Annotated in this window: 17 protein-coding genes, 1 other RNA gene and 1 other annotated feature; of the genes, 14 read left to right on the top strand and 4 right to left on the bottom strand. The window is 41.1% G+C overall.

All coding sequences use genetic code 11. From position 1 onward, the window contains the following. The first annotated feature begins 131 nt into the window (after positions 1–131). The 4 genes from recJ to dtd all read left to right on the top strand — a co-directional run bounded on the left by recJ (position 132) and on the right by dtd (position 5877). Positions 132–2495 carry a single-stranded-DNA-specific exonuclease RecJ gene (gene recJ / locus RCG19_RS03045; RefSeq protein ID WP_308109615.1) on the top strand — a complete coding sequence of 788 codons (2364 nt, stop codon included), beginning with the start codon at positions 132–134 and terminating at the stop codon, positions 2493–2495. Further along, on the top strand, positions 2486–2998 hold the full coding sequence (locus RCG19_RS03040; protein WP_166238741.1) for an adenine phosphoribosyltransferase: 513 nt from the start codon (positions 2486–2488) through the stop codon (positions 2996–2998). Before recJ ends, RCG19_RS03040 begins: the two co-directional genes overlap by 10 nt. Before the next feature lie 223 nt (positions 2999–3221). Next, positions 3222–5417, top strand: a complete 2196-nt coding sequence (locus tag RCG19_RS03035) for a RelA/SpoT family protein (protein ID WP_308109614.1) — start codon at positions 3222–3224, stop codon at positions 5415–5417. 16 nt (positions 5418–5433) lie between these two features. Then, positions 5434–5877, top strand: coding sequence for a D-aminoacyl-tRNA deacylase (dtd, locus tag RCG19_RS03030; protein ID WP_308109613.1), 444 nt, complete (start codon positions 5434–5436; stop codon positions 5875–5877). 64 nt (positions 5878–5941) lie between these two features. Here the strand turns inward: dtd and RCG19_RS03025 are convergent, their stop codons facing one another. Both RCG19_RS03025 and RCG19_RS03020 read right to left on the bottom strand, forming a co-directional pair. Further along, on the bottom strand, positions 5942–7270 hold the full coding sequence (locus RCG19_RS03025) for an IS3 family transposase (protein ID WP_308109612.1): 1329 nt from the start codon (positions 7268–7270) through the stop codon (positions 5942–5944). A 117-nt stretch (positions 7271–7387) separates the two neighbouring features. Continuing rightward, on the bottom strand, positions 7388–9169 hold the full coding sequence (locus RCG19_RS03020; protein WP_308109611.1) for an N-acetylmuramoyl-L-alanine amidase family protein: 1782 nt from the start codon (positions 9167–9169) through the stop codon (positions 7388–7390). A gap of 157 nt (positions 9170–9326) precedes the next feature. Here RCG19_RS03020 and RCG19_RS03015 point away from each other — a divergent pair, with 157 nt between their 5' ends. From RCG19_RS03015 to RCG19_RS02995, 5 genes are all read left to right on the top strand, one after another. Beyond that, positions 9327–9503, top strand: a complete 177-nt coding sequence (locus tag RCG19_RS03015) for a hypothetical protein (RefSeq protein WP_166238733.1) — start codon at positions 9327–9329, stop codon at positions 9501–9503. Positions 9504–9618: 115 nt separating this feature from the next. Continuing rightward, positions 9619–9860, top strand: a binding site (T-box leader). 84 nt (positions 9861–9944) lie between these two features. Next, a complete protein-coding gene (gene hisS, locus RCG19_RS03010; RefSeq protein WP_308109610.1) occupies positions 9945–11216 on the top strand; it encodes a histidine--tRNA ligase in 1272 nt (423 codons plus the stop codon). A 13-nt stretch (positions 11217–11229) separates the two neighbouring features. Next, the gene (gene aspS, locus RCG19_RS03005) at positions 11230–12999 is read left to right on the top strand and encodes an aspartate--tRNA ligase (RefSeq protein ID WP_308109609.1); all 1770 of its coding nucleotides are present in this window, start codon (positions 11230–11232) and stop codon (positions 12997–12999) included. Positions 13000–13066: 67 nt separating this feature from the next. Continuing rightward, positions 13067–13266: non-coding RNA, 6S RNA (ssrS, locus tag RCG19_RS03000), on the top strand. Between the two features lie 167 nt (positions 13267–13433). Then, a complete protein-coding gene (locus RCG19_RS02995) occupies positions 13434–14201 on the top strand; it encodes a tRNA threonylcarbamoyladenosine dehydratase (protein WP_166238727.1) in 768 nt (255 codons plus the stop codon). Between the two features lie 350 nt (positions 14202–14551). Here the strand turns inward: RCG19_RS02995 and RCG19_RS02990 are convergent, their stop codons facing one another. Beyond that, positions 14552–15442: a nuclease-related domain-containing protein gene (locus RCG19_RS02990; protein WP_308110916.1), complete on the bottom strand. Its 891-nt coding sequence runs from the start codon at positions 15440–15442 to the stop codon at positions 14552–14554. Positions 15443–15672: 230 nt separating this feature from the next. Between RCG19_RS02990 and RCG19_RS02985 the strand changes: the two genes are divergently transcribed. Both RCG19_RS02985 and RCG19_RS02980 read left to right on the top strand, forming a co-directional pair. Beyond that, a complete protein-coding gene (locus tag RCG19_RS02985) occupies positions 15673–16599 on the top strand; it encodes an ABC transporter ATP-binding protein (RefSeq protein WP_308109608.1) in 927 nt (308 codons plus the stop codon). Beyond that, a complete protein-coding gene (locus tag RCG19_RS02980) occupies positions 16592–17542 on the top strand; it encodes an ABC transporter permease (protein ID WP_308109607.1) in 951 nt (316 codons plus the stop codon). Before RCG19_RS02985 ends, RCG19_RS02980 begins: the two co-directional genes overlap by 8 nt. 56 nt (positions 17543–17598) lie before the next feature. Here RCG19_RS02980 and RCG19_RS02975 read toward each other — a convergent pair whose 3' ends face one another. Next, positions 17599–18873, bottom strand: a complete 1275-nt coding sequence (locus RCG19_RS02975; protein ID WP_308110915.1) for a replication-associated recombination protein A — start codon at positions 18871–18873, stop codon at positions 17599–17601. Between the two features lie 222 nt (positions 18874–19095). On the opposite strand from RCG19_RS02975, the gene cymR reads away from it, so the two are divergent. The 3 genes from cymR to mnmA are packed head-to-tail and all read left to right on the top strand — an operon-like array spanning position 19096 to position 21862. Beyond that, positions 19096–19515 carry a cysteine metabolism transcriptional regulator CymR gene (gene cymR, locus RCG19_RS02970; protein WP_166238721.1) on the top strand — a complete coding sequence of 140 codons (420 nt, stop codon included), beginning with the start codon at positions 19096–19098 and terminating at the stop codon, positions 19513–19515. 45 nt (positions 19516–19560) lie between these two features. Beyond that, entirely contained in the window at positions 19561–20703 is a 1143-nt protein-coding gene (locus RCG19_RS02965) for a cysteine desulfurase family protein (RefSeq protein ID WP_308109606.1), read from the top strand. Positions 20704–20743: 40 nt separating this feature from the next. Then, complete coding sequence (gene mnmA, locus RCG19_RS02960; protein WP_308109605.1) at positions 20744–21862, top strand: tRNA 2-thiouridine(34) synthase MnmA; 1119 nt, start codon at positions 20744–20746, stop codon at positions 21860–21862. Positions 21863–21902: the final 40 nt, after the last annotated feature.

The raw sequence follows: 21902 nt of genomic DNA, 5'->3' as shown, positions 1-21902 counted from the left end.
AAGCCGTATGCCTTAATAGGGCACGTACGGTTTGATAAGGGGGAAGCCTCGAAAGAGGTTTCCCTACTTTATTTATTGAAAGACGTTTATTGCTCCTGTATAATAAATAAGTCTGAGGGGTGTACAAACAAATGTTACAGTCGAAAACAAGATGGATTGTTCGCAGTACTGATGACAATCTAGTCAATATGCTGGCAAATGAATTGAAAATAACACCTTTAGTTGCGTCATTGCTTGTCAATCGCGGCTTGGATACCGTAGAATCTGCACGGTATTTTTTATTTGGAAAAGATGGATTCCATGACCCTTACCTACTAAAAGGGATGGATCTTGCCGTTGATAGAATACGTGAAGCGATTGAAGCACATGAACCGATTCTTATTTATGGTGATTATGATGCTGACGGTGTAAGCAGTACATCGGTATTGATGATCACACTTCGTGATCTGGGTGCCAATGTCGATTTTTACATCCCGAATCGCTTTACAGAAGGATATGGCCCCAATGAAGCAGCATTCAGGCAAGCAGCGGAAAATGGAATAAAGTTGATTATTACCGTGGATACTGGAATATCAGCCGTTCACGAAGCCGCCATTGCGAAAGAACTGGGAATTGATCTCATCATTACCGACCATCATGAACCTGGGCCGGTTTTGCCTGTTGCGCTTGCCATTATTCACCCAAAACATCCCGAAAGTATCTATCCATTTCGGGAGCTTGCAGGTGTAGGGGTTGCTTTTAAATTAGCTCAAGCTCTTTACGGAAAAGTTCCTGAGCATTTGTTTGAAATTGCCGTTATTGGGACGATAGCGGATTTAGTATCATTAAAAGATGAAAACCGCCTAATAGCCAAAAAAGGTCTTGAAAATCTGAAGGCTTCACAAAATATTGGACTTAAAGCGATTCTTAAATTGGCAGGGGTCGATCCGATGGGAATCAATGAAGAAACCATTGGCTTTACGCTTGCACCAAGGATTAATGCAGTCGGTAGATTAGAAGATGCCGATTTAGCCGTTCAACTGATTTTGACTGAAGACCCAGAAGAGGCACAACAACTTGCGGAAGAAATGGACGCTTTAAATAAAACGAGGCAAGCCATTGTTAATACCATTACCGAAGAAGCCATTGAGGAGGTGGAAAAGAACTTTCCAACAACCTCCAATAAGGTCCTCGTTATCGGTAAGGAAGGCTGGAATGCCGGTGTTATTGGGATCGTTGCCTCCAAGCTTGTGGAAAAATACTATCGGCCGACGATTGTATTGAATATTGATCCGGAAAAAGGAGTAGCAAAGGGCTCGGCACGGAGTATTGCCGGCTTTGATTTATTTAAAAATCTATCCACTTGCCGGGAATTACTCCCCCACTTTGGCGGGCACTCAATGGCTGCAGGAATGACATTAAAGCTAGAAGATGTTGCCGAGCTGCGTACAAGATTAAATCTGCTCGCGGAAGAGCAGTTAACAGCGGAGGATTTTATTCCCGTTACCTATCTTGATGAAGAAGTTCTGCTTGAAAATATTCATTTATCTGCACTTGAAGAATTAAATTTGCTTTCTCCTTTTGGAATGGACAACCCTAAACCAAAAGTTTTAATAAAAAATGTCGATCTTGCCAATATGAGAAAGATTGGCAATGAGCAGAAGCACTTAAAGGTAATTGTAAATGATGGTAGTGCAAACCTTGATGGGGTAGGGTTTGGTTTGGGTGCATTGGCTGACCAAATTTCACCTGTATCACAAATTTCATTAATCGGAGAATTATCGATTAATGAATGGAACAATATACGTAAACCACAAATTTTTATCCATGATTTGATGGTTGAATCATGGCAGTTATTTGATTATCGAGGCCAGAAGCGAATCAATAGCATGGCACACACTGTTCCCGTTGAAAACAGGAAATTCATCCTTTTCAATAAAGACCATTTTGATAACATAAATGCCGATTTGAAAGCAGAGTCAATTCTCATTCAAAATCTTGACGATGCAAAGGCATTTGATGGGTATAGGGCGAATATCGCATTAGTCGATTTTCCACCATCAAAGGAGATCTTAAAAGTTTTATTTGAGGGAAGACAGCCATCAAGGATTTATGCTTATTTTTACAAAGAATCCAGTGATTTTTTCAGCACGGTACCAACTCGTGAACATTTTAAATGGTACTATGGGTATCTAAAGAAAAATGGCCCAATTGATTTAAAACGACATGGAGATGTCATTGCCAAGCACCGCGGCTGGTCACAAGAAACCCTTTATTTTATGTCAAAGGTGTTTTCTGAATTGGATTTTGTTACAATAAATAATGGATTTATAACATTGAAAACAGGAGCGCAGAAGCGTGATTTAGCTGATTCGATTACCTATCAAACCAAAAAGAGTCAATATGCACTTGAAAGGGATTTATTGTTCTCTTCCTTTCAAGAATTAAAAGGCTGGTTCGATCAAGTTATTCAGGAGTCAGTTGAGACTGAGGAGGCAATTACAGAATGGATTTAAAGCAATTTATTACAATCGTACCCGATTGGCCGAAGCCAGGAATTAAATTTAAGGATATCACCCCGCTAATGAATAATGGTGAAGCCTATAAATATGCAACAGACAAAATAGTTTCGTATGCAAAAGAGAGAGAAATTGATATTATCGTTGGTCCGGAGGCACGTGGATTTATTATCGGCTGTCCTGTTGCCTATTCGCTTGGAGTAGGTTTTGCTCCTGTTCGTAAAGAGGGGAAACTTCCAAGGGAAACCATCAAGGTAGGCTATGGTCTAGAATATGGAAAAGATATTCTAACTATTCATAAAGATGCGATTCAACCCGGTCAGCGTGTGTTAATTACCGATGACTTGTTAGCAACTGGCGGGACGATTGAAGCAACCATTCAATTAGTGGAGCAACTTGGCGGTGTTGTCGCTGGGATCGCTTTCTTAGTTGAGTTAAGTTATTTAGATGGTCGTAAAAAGCTAGACGGCTATGATGTTTTAACATTGATGCACTATTAAAAGTTACCGAGGGCACTCAAAGCGAGTGCTCTCTTTATATAATTTGAGATGCAGGGTAAGGTTTTTCGACTCTTTTTTTCATAATTTGCAGAAAAAGCTACCCAATCTCTTTACATCTGGGCTTTTTTTTTCGATAATAGATACAATCATTCTAAATTAGGAACGATTTGTTTACCGATAACATTTATATAAATAAAATTAAGATGAAAATAAAGGTGATTTCATGGCGAATGATCTAGTGTTAACAGCCGACCAAGTCATCGACAAGACGAGAAAATACCTGAACGAAGAGCATGTTGAATTAGTCAAAAAGGCGTATGAATACGCGAAAGATGCTCATCGTGAACAATATCGAAAATCGGGAGAGCCGTATATTATTCATCCCATCCAGGTTGCAGGAATCTTGGCAGACCTGGAGATGGATCCGGCGACGGTTGCTGCTGGTTTTCTCCACGACGTTGTGGAAGATACGAATATATCCTTAAAGGATATTGAGGAAGCTTTTAATGACGAAGTGGCCATGCTTGTCGATGGGGTTACAAAGTTAGGGAAATTTAAATATAAATCTCACGAAGAGCAGCAGGCGGAAAACCATCGGAAAATGTTTGTGGCAATGGCACAGGATATCCGGGTAATCCTTATTAAGCTTGCGGACCGTTTGCATAATATGCGAACATTGAAACATCTTCCTGTAGAAAAGCAGCGTCGGATTTCAAATGAGACAATTGAAATTTTTGCACCTTTAGCACATCGTCTTGGAATTTCTAAGATTAAATGGGAGTTGGAAGATACTGCGTTAAGGTATTTAAATCCGCAGCAATATTACCGGATTGTAAACTTAATGAAGAAGAAACGGGCAGAGCGGGAGCAATATTTAGAGGATGTTATCGTAGAGGTTAAAGCACGGATGGGTGAGGTTTCGATCAAAGCTGAACTCTCTGGCCGGCCAAAACATATTTATAGCATTTATCGAAAAATGGTGCTGCAAAATAAGCAATTCAGTGAAATTTATGATTTGCTTGCTGTTCGAATCGTGGTTAACAGTATTAAAGATTGTTATGCTGTCCTTGGCATCATCCATACTTGCTGGAAGCCAATGCCGGGACGGTTTAAGGATTATATCGCCATGCCGAAGCCAAATATGTATCAATCCCTGCATACCACTGTGATTGGACCAAAGGGTGATCCTTTGGAAGTGCAGATTCGGACGTATGAAATGCACCGGATTGCTGAATTCGGGGTTGCGGCCCACTGGGCATACAAAGAAGGAAAGACAATCAGTGACAGCTCGACCTTCGAGCAAAAACTCACCTGGTTCCGGGAAATTCTCGAGTTCCAAAATGATACCGCCAATGCCGAAGAGTTTATGGAATCATTGAAAATTGATCTGTTTTCCGATATGGTGTTTATCTTTACACCGAAAGGCGATGTGATTGAATTGCCTTCCGGTTCTGTACCGATCGATTTTGCCTATCGGATTCACTCTGAAATCGGGAATAAAACTATTGGCGCGAAAGTGAATGGAAAAATGGTGACGCTGGACTACCAACTTAAAACTGGCGACATTATTGAAATACTGACATCCAAACATTCTTATGGCCCTAGTCAGGATTGGCTGAAGCTCGCGCAAACGTCGCAGGCGAAAAATAAGATTCGAGCCTTCTTTAAGAAGCAGCGCCGTGATGAGAATGTGATTAAAGGGAAAGAGCTTGTTGAAAAAGAAATCCGTAATATGGAATTTGACCTTAAAGAAATTTTAACTGCGGATAATTTGAAAAAAGTGGCGGATAAATTTAATTTTTCAAGTGAAGAAGATATGTATGCCGCAGTTGGTTATAACGGAGTAACCGCATTGCAGGTTGCCAACCGATTGACCGAGAAATGGCGCAAAAAGCGCGATCAAGAACAGTCCGCGAGCATCACAAATGTAATTTCAGATTTAAAATCATTCCCTTCTAATAAGAAACGAGAATCTGGCGTCCGCGTGCAAGGGATTGATAACCTGTTAATTCGCTTGTCAAGATGCTGTAATCCGGTTCCAGGGGACGATATTGTTGGTTTTATCACAAAAGGACGCGGTGTTTCTGTTCATCGCTCCGATTGTACGAACATTGATTCCAATGATGCCCAATCAAGGTTGATCCCTGTTGAGTGGGAATCTTCCTTAAATGATCGAAAAGAGTATAACGTTGATATTGAAATCAGCGGCTATGATCGCAGAGGGCTCCTGAATGAAGTCCTTCAAGCAGTAAATGAAACGAAAACAAATATTTCTGCCGTGACTGGTAAATCTGATCGGAATAAAATGGCAACAATCATTATGTCGATCGCAATTCACAATGTTAGTCACTTGCGTAAAGTGGTTGATCGAATTAAACAAATTCCAGATATTTATTCGGTTCGCCGGTTGATGAATTAAGAAAGGTGTATCAACTATGAAGGTAGTAGTTCAACGTAGCAAAGCAGCCAAAGTAACCGTTGACGGTGAAGTAACCGGGCAGATTTCTATGGGGTTTGTTCTGCTCGTCGGTGTGACACATGAAGATCAGGAAACGGATGCGGCTTATTTAGCTGATAAAATTGCTCATCTAAGGGTTTTTGAAGATGCAGATGGAAAAATGAATTTGTCTTTAATGGATGTTGGTGGGGAAATTCTTTCTGTTTCCCAGTTTACCCTTTACGGGGATTGCCGCAAAGGACGAAGACCAAGTTTTATTGAGGCGGCCAGACCGGAACAGGCAATCAAGATATATGAGGCGTTTAATGGAATGCTCCGTGAAAAAGGAATTCGCGTTGAAACAGGAGTTTTCGGAGCGATGATGGATGTCCAATTAATCAATGACGGTCCTGTGACGTTAATACTTGAAAGTAAAGCATAAAAGAGCTTGGCCCTTATGTTAAGGTTAATCTGGCACCCGTGTCAAGGACACATGAAAAAAAGAGTTATGAAGCTAAAAGATGATTCCTATATTGAATAGGGGTCATCTTTTCTAAATTCCATTGATATCGATAATTGTTATAGTAAACCATGTAATGATTTATTTTCGCCTTCAGTTCATCTAATGTTTTACAAGACTGGTAGTCTACCTCATCCTTTAAATGCCCAAAGAAAGACTCCATCGGGGCATTGTCCCAACAGTTTCCTCTCCTAGACATTGACTGGTCTAAACCATGTTTTTTTAACAATTTCTGATATCTTGGGCTTGTGTAATGGCTCCCTTGATCAGAATGGATAAATGCCTCCGAATGTAAACTAATCTTCTTATTTTTCATTAATTTATCGATGGTCTTTGTTGCGATATCTAACGTGATTCGATCTGAAATATGATAAGCTAATAACTCATTGGTGGAGGCATCTTTTATGGTTGACAAATAGGCCATACTACTTCCGTTATATGGTAAATATGTAATATCCGTTAATAATACTTTTCCTGGTACACCTTGCTTAAATTCTCTGTTTAACTTATTTGGTACGACTTGATGTTCCTTCGTTGCTTTGGCGATTTTTTTATATGGATTTGGCTTTCTGTGAGGACAAACGATTCCGTATTTCCTCATGATTCTCCGGATTTTTTTACGGCTAAAGTTAACATCAAACTCATTCTCCAAAATCATTTTGATGGAGCGTGAACCTTTCTTATATCCCCTTCGGTCAAAAGCCTTTAAAATGAGTTCCTTCGCTTCGAGGTCTAACTTCTCCCTTGCTTCACGGACAGAGGCAGCTTTCATGTAACTATAGTATCCTGACCGGGAAACACCCAGAAGCTCACAAAAGTACCTAGTCATCCCCTTAAATCCGTTTTGCCCAAGCGTCTCCTGGATCAATTGATATGCCTTATTTGGGTTTAGATTCTCGCTTGCGTTTAGCAGCCTCCTTTCGGTCGTTTCTAGCTTTTTTAACAGTTCTACCTGCCCTTCCAATAATTCGATTCTGGCTCTTTGTCTCTCAATTACTTCGGAGGGTGTAAGCTCCCGTTTTAAAGGTCTGCCAGAGGTTGTTTTTCTTGTATCTGTAAGCCCGATCAAGCCATTCTTTTCATAGGCTTTTTTCCACCTACAGGCTGACTGTTCAATTCGTTTTATGCCAATGACGTCCACATCAAATCCATTCTCCTCAAAAATCTGACGAGGGAGTTTGCCGGCTTGGTATTCATCGATAAATCTATTTTTAAATTCGTCTGTATAGGTAATGGACTTTTCGCTGACACGCTGTACATTTGGATTTTTTTGAAGTGTATTTATCTCTTTAGATGAAAAAGTTATTTTACTCATGTTGTCCCCTAATCCCCATATTCTGAAATTCAAGTATATAAAAAATACCTGCAGGTTGAACACTCTTTTTTACAAGTGTCCTACCTACAGGTACCATTCTAGGTGCCAAGCTCTTTTTTAATTTTTAAAAAATCGCGCTAATCCATTATATAAACCGGATGCCGCATTTTCTTGAAATCCGCTGGAGTTTAGTGTCATCTCTTCCTCTGGGTTACTTAGATAGCCTAGCTCCATAAGAACGGCCTTTTGGCTGTTTTCCCGAATGACATGGAAATCACCAATTCGGACGCCGCGGTCTTTTAAATTGGTTTGTCCGACTGTTGATGTAAATACTGTTTCGGCAAGTGCCTTTTGATAACCGTGATAATAATAGCCAGTCATACCACGTGCACTCCGTTCTTCATTGCTGTCGTAATGAAGGCTGATGAAGGCATCGGCACTGTAGGTTTGTGCGGCATTTACACGTGATGGCAAAGGTATAAAAGAATCATTACTTCTTGTCAGGTAGACTGTTGCACCGGCGGCTCTTAATTTATCAGATAAGAGCCGGGCTGTTCGAAGGGTCAGCTCTTTTTCTAAAGTACCGTTTGCACCGGTAGTACCATTGTCCCCGCCGCCATGGCCTGGATCCAATACAATGGTTTTATTTTTAAGATATCCTTCAGCTCCTGATTTCTGAATTTGCGGGTTCCTGCCATTGATCGATACAATCCAACCAGCAACATACCCCGTATGTCCATTTTTCAGTTTTATTTCATACCAGTCATTGACAACTCTTTTTACAGAAAAGGTATCTCCTTCATTTGCCAGTTCTGCCACATCTGATTGGACATTTGCTTCTTTTCGGATATTTGTTCCATTATGTAAGATGGTAATTGTACTTTCCTTCTGAGCTTGTCCAGATTGAGATGTTCCAGACGGGGATGCCCCCGTAGTCATATCAAGGTACCAGCCGGCCACCCATCCAAATCTACCAGACTTAAACTCTATCTTTACCCAATTGTTATTTTCCTCTAAAATAGCAAAGCTTTGCCCTTTGGTTACAGTGCCAATAATGCCGAAATCCAATGAGGATCCGGAGCGGACACTTAGACTTCCGGCTGTTACTTTTCCATTGATCCCGCTTAATTCTTTCTTAGGGGAATCCTTGGAGACTTCCGTTTTTGTGTTAATAAACTCAGAATTTACCCAGCCCTTAATAGATGCAAATCCTACCTCCAACCAATTGTTCTGTTTGGAATAAATGGATACACTCGTTCCTTTGGTGAGTTTCCCAATGATCGGACTTGTGGTGGATGGTTCTTTTCGCACATTTAAGGTATCGCCATTCACCACGCCAGTGCCCGTGCTAGTAGAGGCTGTCGGATTTTGCTTGTTGTCTTGCTTAACGGTAGATTTAATCACTAAAAAATCTCTCACAACCCAGCCCTCTCCGAATGATGAGGTGATTTTGTACCAGTTTTCATTCTGGTCAAGGATTGTGGCTTCTTGTCCTTTATTTAAGAACCCGACAATCCGAAAGCTTGTCCCTGGGCCGGAGCGAATTCTTAACTGATCTGTATTCGCTTTGGCAATGGAACTTGTAGCTACTGCCGATGTGGCGGCTTTAGCCGTTTTTTCCTCGTTTTCTTTGGTGACAAGCCAGTTGACAACCCAGCCTGTTTTACCAAAGGGTAACTGAATTTCAATCCAGTCGTTTTTTTCTTTCACAACCGAATACTTTTCACCCCTCTTGGCTATTTTTACGAGGGGATAACTTAGTCCCGGGCCGCCGCGAACATTGACGGCATCAGTGGAAATCGTAAGGGAACCACTTGCGGCACTGCTTTTTCCTTGTGGCAGGAAAGCCCCGAAAATTAGAGTGATTGTTAGTAATAATAGAAAAATCTTTTTTCTCATCGGTACCCTCCTTCGTTTTTTATTTTACCGTAAAACCGAGAGGAATTCATTCCTTAATTGTAAAAATAGTCCATCCCTTTTCACGAAAATGACAATCACATGCAAGTTTTTCATCTTTCATGGAAATAATAGAAAAAAAGATAGAGGTGAATGATGGATGAGGTCGAGTGATAAAGGAATGAATGTACAATCGATGGATGGCCGCCTTTTCGGAGTGGATTTTCATGATTTTATTCAAAAGGAGCAGCATGCATCCTCCATTGAGCTTGCATCCGAATTTGGGATCACAATGGGTGATGTCAGAAAGTTAAAAAAACATTTAGGAAGGTCGTAAATCTTTCTTGACATTACTATCATTGCTCCGTATTATTATATAAATAAGAAAAGCGCAAATTCCCTGTTCAGCGGCGTAGGGCCTGGAGCTGGACAATGTAAAATGAAATATTCGTATATAACCAATGATGGAGCATAGTAATTAAGCGAACTCATGAAAAGAGAGGAAATGCCTTAGGCTGAAAGCATTTCTGCATGTGCCTTAATGAATGAACACTCCGTAGGCTTCTCTCTGAAAAAGCCCATGCTTTAGTAGGAGAAGAACGTGAGCAGGCGTTAACTGTTTAAGAGGAAAGGCATTCACTTACATGCTTTTCAACTAGGGTGGTACCGCGGGATCAAAACTCTCGTCCCTTGTATTTAATACAAGGGACGAGAGTTTTTTATATTTATTTAAAACATTTTTACATAAAAATTTTAAAAAAAGAGGAGGGTTTCCACTATGTCTATAAGTATACCAAGAGGTACGCAGGATATTCTGCCAGGAGAGGTAGAGAAGTGGCAGCTGATAGAAGCAAAAGCGCGCGAGCTTTGTGAAAAATATCAATATCAGGAGATTCGCACTCCTATATTTGAACATACTGATCTTTTTTCAAGAGGTGTTGGTGATTCAACCGATATTGTTCAAAAAGAAATGTACACATTTGAAGACCGAGGGAAACGCAGTATCACGCTTAGACCGGAGGGCACGGCAGCGGTTGTTCGCTCGTTTGTCGAGAAGAAAATGTTTGGTCTTGCCAATCAGCCCGTCAAGCTTTATTACATGGGGCCGATGTTCCGCTATGAACGTCCGCAGGCAGGGCGCTTCCGCCAGTTTGTCCAATTTGGCGTTGAGGCCTTAGGAAGCAATGATCCTGCGATTGATGCAGAAGTGATTTCCCTTGCGATGAATTTGTACAAGGAAATGGGCTTGACACAGCTAAAGCTGATGATCAACAGTCTTGGCGATAAAGAGAGCCGTACCGCACACCGCGAGGCATTAGTGAATCACTTTCAACCGCGAATCGGCGAGTTTTGCCACGATTGTCAAAACCGTTTGGAAAAAAATCCTTTGCGCATCCTGGATTGTAAGCAGGACCGTGACCATGAATTAATGAAATCAGCACCTTCAATCCTGGAATTTTTAAATGATTTTTCAAAAGCCTATTTTGAAAAATTACAACACTATTTAACGCAGCTTGATATACCGTTTGAGGTCGATGCCAACTTGGTGAGGGGCTTGGATTATTATAATCACACGGCCTTTGAGATTATGAGTAATGCCGAAGGATTTGGCGCCATTACGACTCTTTGCGGCGGCGGCCGGTATAACGGCTTAGCTGAAGAAATTGGCGGTCCGGAAACACCGGGGATTGGCTTTGCCTTAAGTATTGAGCGCTTTATCGCTGCTCTTGAGGCTGAAGGAATCGAGCTTGAGTTGAATCAAGGAATTGACTGCTACCTTGCTGCACTTGGGGAGGAAGCAAAGGATTACACTGTCGGGTTATTGCAGCAGCTGCGTTTGGCAGGCTTTTCAGCAGAACGGGATTATTTAGACCGAAAGATTAAAGCGCAATTTAAAGCGGCAGACCGCTTAAAAGCCAAATACGTAGCCATTCTTGGCGACGACGAACTTAAAAATAACAAAATTACTATAAAGAATATGGCAACAGGTGAACAAGTGGAAGTAGACTTACATTCTTTCATTCAACAATTTAAGGAATTGCAATCTTAAAGGGGGAAAAACAATGTTTGGCAGATCGTTTTTTTGTGGGGAAGTTCCAGAGTCATCAGTAGGGGAAAAGGTAACATTAAAAGGTTGGGTGCAAAAACGCCGTGACCTTGGCGGATTAATCTTTATCGATCTGCGCGACCGTTCAGGTATTGTTCAAGTCGTTTTTAATCCTGACTTGTCAAAGGAAGCCCTAGAAACGGCCGAAAAGATCCGAAATGAATATGTGCTGGATGTGGTAGGAACCGTTGTTGCTCGCGAGGCTGGCACCATCAATGACAACCTTAAAACTGGAAGAATTGAAGTGCAGGCGGAAAAAGTAACGATTATTAACGAGGCAAAAACTCCTCCGTTCATGATTTCTGATAAAACAGATGCTTCAGAGGATGTTCGCTTAAAATATCGTTATTTAGACTTCCGTCGCCCGGTTATTTTTGAAACGTTAAAAATGCGTCATCAGGTAACAAAACATGTCAGGGATTTTCTTGATGGCGAAGGCTTTTTAGATATTGAAACACCGATTTTGACCAAAAGTACGCCAGAAGGTGCACGTGACTATTTAGTTCCAAGCCGGGTGCATCCTGGTGAATTTTATGCATTGCCGCAATCCCCACAATTGTTTAAACAATTGCTAATGGTGGGTGGCGTTGAACGGTATTACCAAATTGCCCGCTGCTTCCGTGACGAGGATTTGCGTGCTGACCGTCAGCCTGAATTTACCCAAATCGATATAGAAACAAGTTTCATGAGCCAAGAAGATATCATGGGTATGATGGAAAACATGATGTCACAGCTGATGAAGGAAGTTAAGAGTGTGGAAGTTCCGCAGGTTTTCCCACGCATGACTTACGACGAAGCGATGAGTCGATTTGGTTCCGACAAGCCGGATACCCGTTTTGGTTTAGAGCTCGTTGACCTATCTGAGATCGTTAAGGATTCCGGCTTTAAAGTATTCGCTTCTGCAGTTGCCGGCGGCGGCCAAGTTAAAGCAATTAATGTAAAAGGTGCTGCGGACAAGTATTCTCGAAAAGATATCGATGCCTTAGCAGAGTTTGCCGCTGTTTATGGGGCGAAAGGTCTTGCATGGCTGAAAGTGGATGCTGAAGGACTGAAGGGCCCGATTGCGAAATTCTTCGCTGGAGACGACGCGCAGGCTTTGATTGCCACTCTTGAGGCAGTGGCTGGTGATTTGCTTCTGTTTGTTGCTGATAAGAAGAATGTTGTAGCAGATGCGCTCGGTGCTTTAAGACAAAAGCTTGGTAAAGAATTAGGTTTAATCGATCCAAGTCTATTTCATTTCTTATGGGTTACCGACTGGCCGCTTCTAGAGTACGATGAAGAAGAAGGCAGATATTACGCAGCGCATCATCCATTTACAATGCCGTTTAGAGAAGACCTTGAATACCTAGAGTCAGATCCTTCAAAAGTACGCGCCCAAGCATATGACCTGGTATTGAACGGATATGAACTTGGCGGCGGATCCCTTCGGATTTTTGAACGGCCAATTCAAGAAAAGATGTTTAGTGTTCTTGGCTTTTCTCCGGAGGAAGCGAAGGAACAATTTGGCTTCCTGATGAATGCTTTTGAATATGGAACACCGCCGCATGGAGGAATCGCCCTAGGTCTAGACCGATTGGTGATGCTGCTTTCAGGCAGTACGAACCTCCGTGATACCATCGCATTTCCGAAAACAGCGAGCGCAAGCTGCTTGTTAACGAATGCACCTGGTGAAGTATCCGAGGCGCAATTAAAGGAATTGAACTTGTCATTAAATGTTAATAAATAACAAGAATTCGCTTTCATGAAACCTTGAAGGCCGGGTTAAAATATGCTATTATAAAAGCAATTAAAGAAGAGTCCTGAAATGTACGTTGTGTTACCTGAAGTTTTGACCGAACATTATTTATTCGGGAGTCCAGAGTTTTTTGATTGCGTAAATGCCTCACCCTTATACGGGTAAGGGGACTTACAATACCGAGAACAGGACACCCACCTGCTCAAGTAGCGGGATCAAAACTAAGGATCAAGAAGCAACGGCACCATTGGGACTCTTTCCTTTTGTTAAAAATTACCTCTTGGCGACCGTCGGGAGGTTTTATTTTTGCTCTAATTGTGATAATTCCCATGAAAATACTTGTTTTTATAGGTGGGTATGATATATTTTTATGGTGAAAAAATAACTAATAAGTGAATTTGAATTTGGATATGGAGTGAACATATATGCTGCATCAATTTTCCCGAAATGAGCTTGCCGTTGGTAAAGAAGGCTTAGAAATAATGAAAAATAGCACAGTCGCTGTTTTAGGTGTGGGCGGTGTCGGTTCATTTGCCGCTGAAGCACTCGCCCGCTCCGGTGTCGGTCGTTTAATTTTAATTGATAAAGATGATGTAGATATTACAAATATTAATCGTCAGTTAATTGCGCTGCTTTCAACGATTGGCAGACCGAAAGTAGAAATTATGGAGGAGCGGATAAAAGATATTAATCCAGACTGTGAAGTAATTTCGCTAAAGATGTTTTACACAGAGGAAACATATGAGGAAATTTTTGACTACAATATTGACTTTTTTGTGGATGCCTCTGATACAATTGTGTATAAAATCCATTTGATGAAAGAATGTTTAAATCGTGGCATCCCGATTATTTCCAGTATGGGTGCCGCCAATAAAATGGATCCAACTCGTTTTAAAATTGCAGATATATCCAAAACCCATACGGATCCAATTGCCAAGGTAATTCGCACGAAGCTGCGTAAAGAACGAATCCACAAGGGTATACCGGTTGTTTTCTCTGATGAGAGCCCAATTGTTATACGTGAAGATATTAAGAAAGAGGTAGGCAATGAGAATTCACCAATCCGTAAAGGACAAATGCCACCTGCTTCGAATGCATTCGTGCCGTCCGCAGCCGGGTTGATCATGGCCAGCTATGTGACGATGGAATTACTGAAGGATATTAAGATTTATCGTGTTTCGGATGAGAAGTAACTTTTTGGGAAGCCCAGGACCTTTATTGTTTTGGGTTTTCTTTTTACATTGACTGAATTAAGAAAAAAAGAGGAAAATGGTAAATGAAAAGGGGTTATATTGACCGAATTTAATAAATCTAGAGGGAAACGGTAAATGAAAAAAGGTTACAATAACCGAATTGAGAAAAACAGAGAAAAACGGTAAATGAAAAGGGTTTCTATTGACCGATCCTTTGAAAAGAGAGGACAACGGGTAAATGCAATACAATTCCTGATAAAAGGAAAAAACGCTCCTCCAATTTTATGAAAGAGCGATATAAAGGTCACTTTTGACGTAGGAAATCAACGAAAGTCTATCTTTGAATATTTTCATTCAAAATATCTATGCTGCCTAGTCCCAATTGAAGTGAGATTTTGTAACAGTATCCGCCTAACCACCTTCTTAGACCCAATCCCCCCGCACCAATCGTGTACTCCATTTGTGGTAATCCTCATATCTGGAAATAAAAACTGAAGCTCCTTCACACTACGTAATACAGCAGAATCCACTTTTTCTTCGCAGGCGCATTTCGAGCAAACTAATTTTTTATCCCCAACAAAGTTCATAAATGAAAAGCATCTAGAGCAAATGATCCCTTTTTTCAACGTTCCATATGAGTATTTAGGCTTCCAGGCATAAGGAGATTCGATTAAATCCATTTCCATTAATTGGTTAGCGAGTTTTTTATGGCGCTCATTTAGTTTTGAGGGTGTTTGGTCTATTTTTTTCATGAAGTTTTTAAGCTGTGTAGGGTAAATAATTGGTGCGCTTAGCGGGGCTTGATATAAGGTGAATTCGGGGTTTACAAAAGTCACGAATCCTTCAACAGGTAAATAAATTCCCAGCTTTTTCAGTAAGGGGCATAGGAGCGATTTACTGCGTTTTAACTGGGCCAAGGGGTTCATTATTTCCTCTTTAGAAAACATAGAATAGAAACCATCTGAATCGTAATAATAGTCGCCCTCAAAGTTTTTTATTTCAAAAGGGTAAATGGTTTCTTGAGAAATAAGTAAGCTATCTATTTGAAATACAGAGTTATTATACTCAAGCCATAAATTATTTACTATGTACACATTATTTTGCAATGTTGCGGCTATCTGGTCAAACATCACTTCACCTTGAAACCCCTTTTCCAGGCGAAAATAATGCTTTTTTTCATTGGGTAATAACGTGGATCTTGTATTTAACGATCTAAAAGTGAGTAATTCCCTGGATTCCATTCGAGAATTTAAAAACATCGCACACTTCCCTTCTTAATTTAGTGCCACTTCCATTTTATAAAAAAATAAAAGCTGAATGTATGAATCTTTTGTTAACAATACGTGGCTCTCGGACTTCAGACCTAGTCACGATTCCATCCCTAGCCGTTTTATGAAAATTTATTAACTAGGATATAATTAACTAGGAAAATAAGGTAAACTTAGTTTCGTACATAGTGAGGAGTGAGAAATTGGAAACAATCGTAGAACTGAAAGATGTAACCAAGGTGATAAAGGGAAGAACGATTATAGACAATATCAGTTTCCAGGTGAATAAAGGCGAGGTCTTCGGCTTTTTAGGGCCAAATGGAGCAGGGAAAACGACGACCATCCGAATGATTGTCGGCTTAATGGCCATTACATCAGGGGATATCACGATTGGCGGCTCTAGTATTAAAACCGAATTTGAGAATGCGGTAGGCCATGTGGGTGCCATTGTTGAGAATCCGGAGATGTATAAATTTTTAAGCGGCTACCAAAACCTGGTCCATTATGCAAGAATGACAAAAGGGATTACCAAGGAAAAGATTACGGAAACGGTTAAGCTCGTTGGCTTAACAGAACGGATCAATGACAAGGTCAAAACATATTCACTTGGGATGAGACAACGGTTAGGTTTAGCACAATGTCTATTACACGATCCAGACGTTCTGATCCTTGATGAGCCAACAAATGGCCTCGACCCGGCGGGAATTCGAGAAATCCGCGATTATGTTCGCCAGTTAGCCCGTGAAAAAAACATGGCTGTGATTGTCTCGAGTCATTTGTTATCGGAAATGGAAATGATGTGTGACCGTATCGGGATCATTCAAAATGGCCGGTTGATAGATGTCCAACTTGTTCAGGAATTTGTCCAAGGTGCCGAGGCAACCTACGAATTGGAGGTTATTCCAAGTGACAAGGCATTGGCAATTATCGAGGCTAACTATCCTGAAGTGAAAACCAACCATTCACGAAACGGTCTATCTGTAGTACTGCCTAAAGAAGAAATACCTAATCTAGTAAAAAAATTGGTCAGTGAAGATATTCAAGTTTTTGGAATAAGAGAAACAGCGAAGACGTTAGAAGATCGCTTCCTTGAAGTGACATCGGAAAAGGAGGCTGTTATTCGTGGTTAATTTAATCAAAAATGAATGGATGAAAGTTTTTAAACGACCTGGCACTTTTGTGATGATTGGGATACTTATCGTTGTTATTGCCTTAATGGGGATTGTCATAAAAACGCAACAAAATGATACGAATTTTGCTCAGGATAAAAATTGGGAACAAGTGTTACAGGAGGAAAACAATGCGCTAAAACAGCAGATGGCGCAAAGCCGAACCAAGATTGAAAAGCAATTTTTCAAAAAGGAAATTGCCATCAATGATTACCGAATTAAGCATCATCTTCCAACAAAAGAAAAATATTCGGTTTGGTCATTCGTAAAGGATAGCTCACAGCTAATCATGCTGGCAGGATTATTTATCATTGTTGTTTCGGCCGGAATTGTCGCTAGCGAGTTTAATTGGGGAACGGTCAAGCTGTTATTGATTCGTCCCATCAATCGAACGAAAATTCTGCTTTCTAAATATTTGACAGTACTAGTGTATGCCTTGTTCATGCTGGCAATTTTGTTTGTTTTCTCAACTGCGCTTGGTGCCATTCTGTTTGGGATGCCTGACAGAGCTATCCCGTATTTAAATTATTATAATGGTCAGGTCACCGAACAAAATATGGTTGTCCATTTGTTAATCTATTACGGCTTAAGTTCAATTGATACGATTATGCTTGTGACAATGGCCTTCATGATTTCTTCTGTATTCCGGAATAGCTCGCTCGCAATTGGCTTATCCCTATTCCTATTATTTACTGGAGGTCAATTTACTGCGTTACTATCGATGAAATTTGATTGGGCAAAATACATTTTGTTCGCCAACACGGATTTAATGCAGTACTTCGAGGGCACACCAATGGTAGAAGGAATGACCTTAACCTTCTCAGTCATCATGCTGCTACTCTACTTTGCCTTGTTCCAATTCCTAGCCTTCTTCGTCTTCAAAAAACGCGACGTTGCCGCATAAACAATATGAGTATACAGAAAAGGGTGTCAGGCACCATTTGGTGCCTGACACCCTTTCTACTGTTTCGATCTTGTTATTTTTTCGTATACGGTGGCTAGGGCTTGTTCAAATTTTCCGGTCTTTTTAGGTTTGTAGTATTTTTTGTTCTTAATTCTGTCTGGTAAGTATTGCTGTGGCACCCAGCCGTTTTCGTAATCGTGCGGATACTTGTAGTCGATCCCTCTGCCAAGTTCTTTTGCCCCTTTGTAATGGGCATCTTTCAGATGATCGGGGACTTCGCCAACGATTCCTTTTTGGATATCTTCAAGGGCTGCTTGAATCGCTAAGACTGCAGAATTAGACTTAGGCGATAAACATAATTCAATTACGGCATTGGCTAATGGGATCCGTGCTTCGGGAAAGCCAATTCTTTCTGCCGTTTCTATCGCAGCTAAGGTACGTGCTCCTACTTGAGGATTGGCAAGGCCAATATCTTCATAGGCAATCACAATTAATCGGCGACTTATACTTGGAAGGTCACCTGCTTCTATTAATCTGCCAAGATAATGGAGGGCAGCGTCGACGTCACTTCCGCGAATAGATTTCTGGAAGGCTGAAAGGACATCATAATGCCCATCCCCGTCCTTATCGGCGACCAAACTTTTCTTTTGCAAACATTCTTCGGCGGTCGCTACATCAATATGGATAATGCCATTTTTATCTTGATCGGTTGATAACACCGCTAATTCGAGTGCATTCAATGAGCTTCTTACATCCCCATTCGATCCCTGGGCAAAATGATGTAAAGCTTCTTCAGATATCTCAATTTTCAAACCGCCAAAGCCGCGCTCTACATCGGCAATAGAGCGTAGTAGTGCTTGCTTCACTTCATTAGAAGATAACGGCTTTAATTCGAAAATTTGGCAGCGACTGCGAATCGCCGGGTTTATAGCATGATAGGGGTTACTGGTTGTGGCCCCGATTAATACAATCATTCCATTTTCCAAATATGGTAGTAAAAAATCCTGTTTTGCTTTATCTAAACGATGGACTTCATCCAGCAGTAAAATCACTTTCCCGGACATTTTTGCCTCGGCAGCTACGATCTCCATGTCTTTTTTATTATTAGTGACTGCATTCAATGTGCGAAAGGCATATTTCGTACTGCCGGCAATGGCGCTGGCAATCGAGGTTTTCCCAATGCCTGGCGGTCCATATAAAATCATCGATGTCAGCTGTTTGGCCTTTACCATTCTGGCAATTATTTTTCCCTCACCAACAAGATGGTGCTGACCTGCAACTTCTTCTAACGTACGAGGACGCATTCGAAATGCTAATGGTTTTTGCTGCATATTCATCTCTCCAAAACAAACTTTTTTCGCTCCTTTTAACATACCATTTTATCCTGATTAATACTAAAGGATAAATTTCGACTTTAAGAATTGTCCAGCCCTGGAAGCTTTTCGTTTTTCCCTTGCAAAAGCATATTAAAGAAGAATATGATATAATTTCTAATGCCTATCAATTTACTGAGAATATTTTTTTAAATAGATTACGAAATAGAGGTGCCATATATGAAAATTTCGACAAAAGGCCGGTACGGTCTTACCATCATGATTGAACTTGCCAAAAAGCATGGCGAGGGTCCTACTTCTTTAAAATCCATTGCCCAGGCAAATGATCTATCCGAACACTATTTAGAACAATTGATTGCTCCACTTCGGAATGCGGGGTTAGTAAAAAGCATCAGGGGAGCATACGGTGGGTATATTCTATCAGATGAGCCTTCTAAAATTACGGCAGGTGATGTGATTCGTGTGCTCGAAGGTCCGATTACCCCTGTCGAAGGAATTGAAGATGAAGAGCCAGCTAAGCGTGAACTGTGGATTCGTATTCGCGATGCAATTAAAGACGTGTTGGATAATACGACATTAGAGGATTTAGCTAGTCATAGTGAGGATCAGGAGCCGGACGGTTATATGTTTTATATTTAAAGTCAAAAGTAATAGTAGAGAATTATGTTGATTGAAGGTGTAATAATGGAACGAATTTATCTCGACCATGCCGCAACCACACCGATGCACCCGAAGGTAATTGAAAAAATGCTAGAAGTCATGAATGTGACATTTGGGAATCCTTCCAGCATCCATTCATATGGCAGAGAAGCACGCCATTATCTGGATTTAGCACGTGCGGCGTTGGCCCGTAGTATCGGAGCAAAGGAAAATGAAATTATTTTTACAGGCGGTGGAACCGAAGCAGATAATATGGCGCTATTTGGCGTGGCCGAAAGCTGTCAGAATAAAGGAAAGCATATCATTACCACACAAGTGGAACACCATGCTGTCCTTCATGCTTGCAAGCAACTGGAAAAGATGGGCTTTGAGGTAACCTATTTGCCGGTTGATCGAACGGGGAAAATCTCTGTCGCAGATCTTAAAACTGCCCTGAGGGAGGATACCATCCTTGTTTCTATTATGTACGGTAACAACGAGGTGGGAACATTACAGCCCATATTAGAGATTGGCGAATTGTTGAAAAATCATCAAGCCATTTTCCATACTGACGCGGTTCAGGCCTATGGAGTCGAAGATATTAATGTAAATGAGTGTCTGATTGATTTACTTTCGGTGTCTGCTCATAAAATTAATGGCCCCAAAGGGACGGGTTTTCTTTTTGCAAAATCTGCAGTAAAAATTTCTCCACGGCTATATGGCGGTGATCAAGAAAGAAAACGGCGTGCGGGAACGGAAAATGTTGCTTCTATTGCCGGATTCCATGAAGCTGTCCTGATTGCAAGTGAAGAACGGTCAGCAAAAAGAGAACGGTTCAGGGGCTTTAAAGAGGTCCTGTTGAAAAAGCTTCGTGAACTAGATGTAGAATTTGACATAAACGGTTCGCTTGAATATTCGCTGCCACATGTATTAAACTTAAGCTTTCCGGGGACAAGTGTGGAAGCTATGTTAGTTAATCTAGATCTTGCCGGGATTGCTGTTTCCAGTGGTTCCGCGTGCACGGCTGGTTCTATTGAACCTTCCCATGTCCTTGTTGCCATGTTTGGTAAGCAATCACAACGCTTAGTCAATTCAATTCGCTTCAGCTTTGGCTTTAATACGACAGAGGAAGAAGTTATTAAGTCTGCTGAAGAAATTGCCAAGGTTGTTTCGCGTTTGAAAAAATAAAACTTACAATCGTCATTGCAGTAAAGAGAGAGGTGAAAATATGGAGAGAAAAGATCCAAAAAATACTCGTGTAGTTGTGGGGATGTCAGGCGGTGTTGATTCCTCTGTCGCAGCACTTTTATTAAAGCAGCAAGGGTACGACGTCATCGGTATTTTTATGAAAAACTGGGATGACACGGATGAATTTGGTGTCTGTACGGCTACGGAAGATTATGAGGATGTCATCCGCGTTTGCAATCAAATTGGCATTCCCTACTATGCGGTTAATTTTGAAAAGCAATATTGGGACAAGGTCTTTACCTATTTCCTTGAAGAATATAAAGCGGGCAGAACGCCAAATCCTGACGTGATGTGCAACAAGGAAATCAAATTTAAGGCATTCCTCGAGCATGCGATGAATTTGGGCGCAGACTATCTTGCCACTGGTCACTATGCCCGTGTCGAGTACCGCGACGGAGAATATAAAATGCTCCGCGGCATTGATGAAAATAAAGATCAAACGTATTTCTTAAACCAATTGTCACAAGAGCAAATCAGCAAAGTAATGTTCCCAATTGGTAATCTTGAAAAATCCAAAGTACGGGAACTTGCGAAGGAAGCGAACCTTGCTACTGCCACGAAAAAAGACAGTACCGGTATCTGCTTTATTGGAGAGCGGAATTTTAAAGAATTCCTGGGTCAATACTTACCAGCGCAACCGGGAAATATGGAAACCTTTGATGGCGAAATGAAAGGCAAGCATGAAGGTCTGATGTATCATACAATCGGCCAACGCCATGGTTTGGGAATTGGCGGTTCGGGCGAGCCATGGTTTGCCATCGGAAAGGATTTAAAACGAAATATCCTTTATGTTGGACAAGGCTTTCATCATGAAAAACTATATTCTGATGCGATAACTGCGGTTAATGTTAGCTGGGTTTCAAATCAAGACAAGCCTGTCGAGTTTGAATGTACGGCTAAATTCCGTTATCGTCAGGAAGATCATAAAGTGACTGTTCGTCTCTTAGAAGGCGATAAGGTACAAGTTCTATTCCATGAACCGATACGGGCTATCACCCCAGGACAAGCAGCTGTATTTTACAATGGCGACGAGTGCCTTGGCGGTGGAACAATTGACGAAGTGTACAAAAATGGTGAACGGTTGACATATGTTGGCTAAAATTTGACCTTGATTCCTATTTAGGAGTCGGGGTTTTTTT

Origin of the sequence: Neobacillus sp. OS1-2, assembly GCF_030915505.1 — a bacterium.
Classification (GTDB): domain Bacteria; phylum Bacillota; class Bacilli; order Bacillales; family Cytobacillaceae; genus Neobacillus.
Note: the sequence above shows the minus strand (reverse complement) of the source record. Positions and strands in the feature narration are given on the sequence as shown.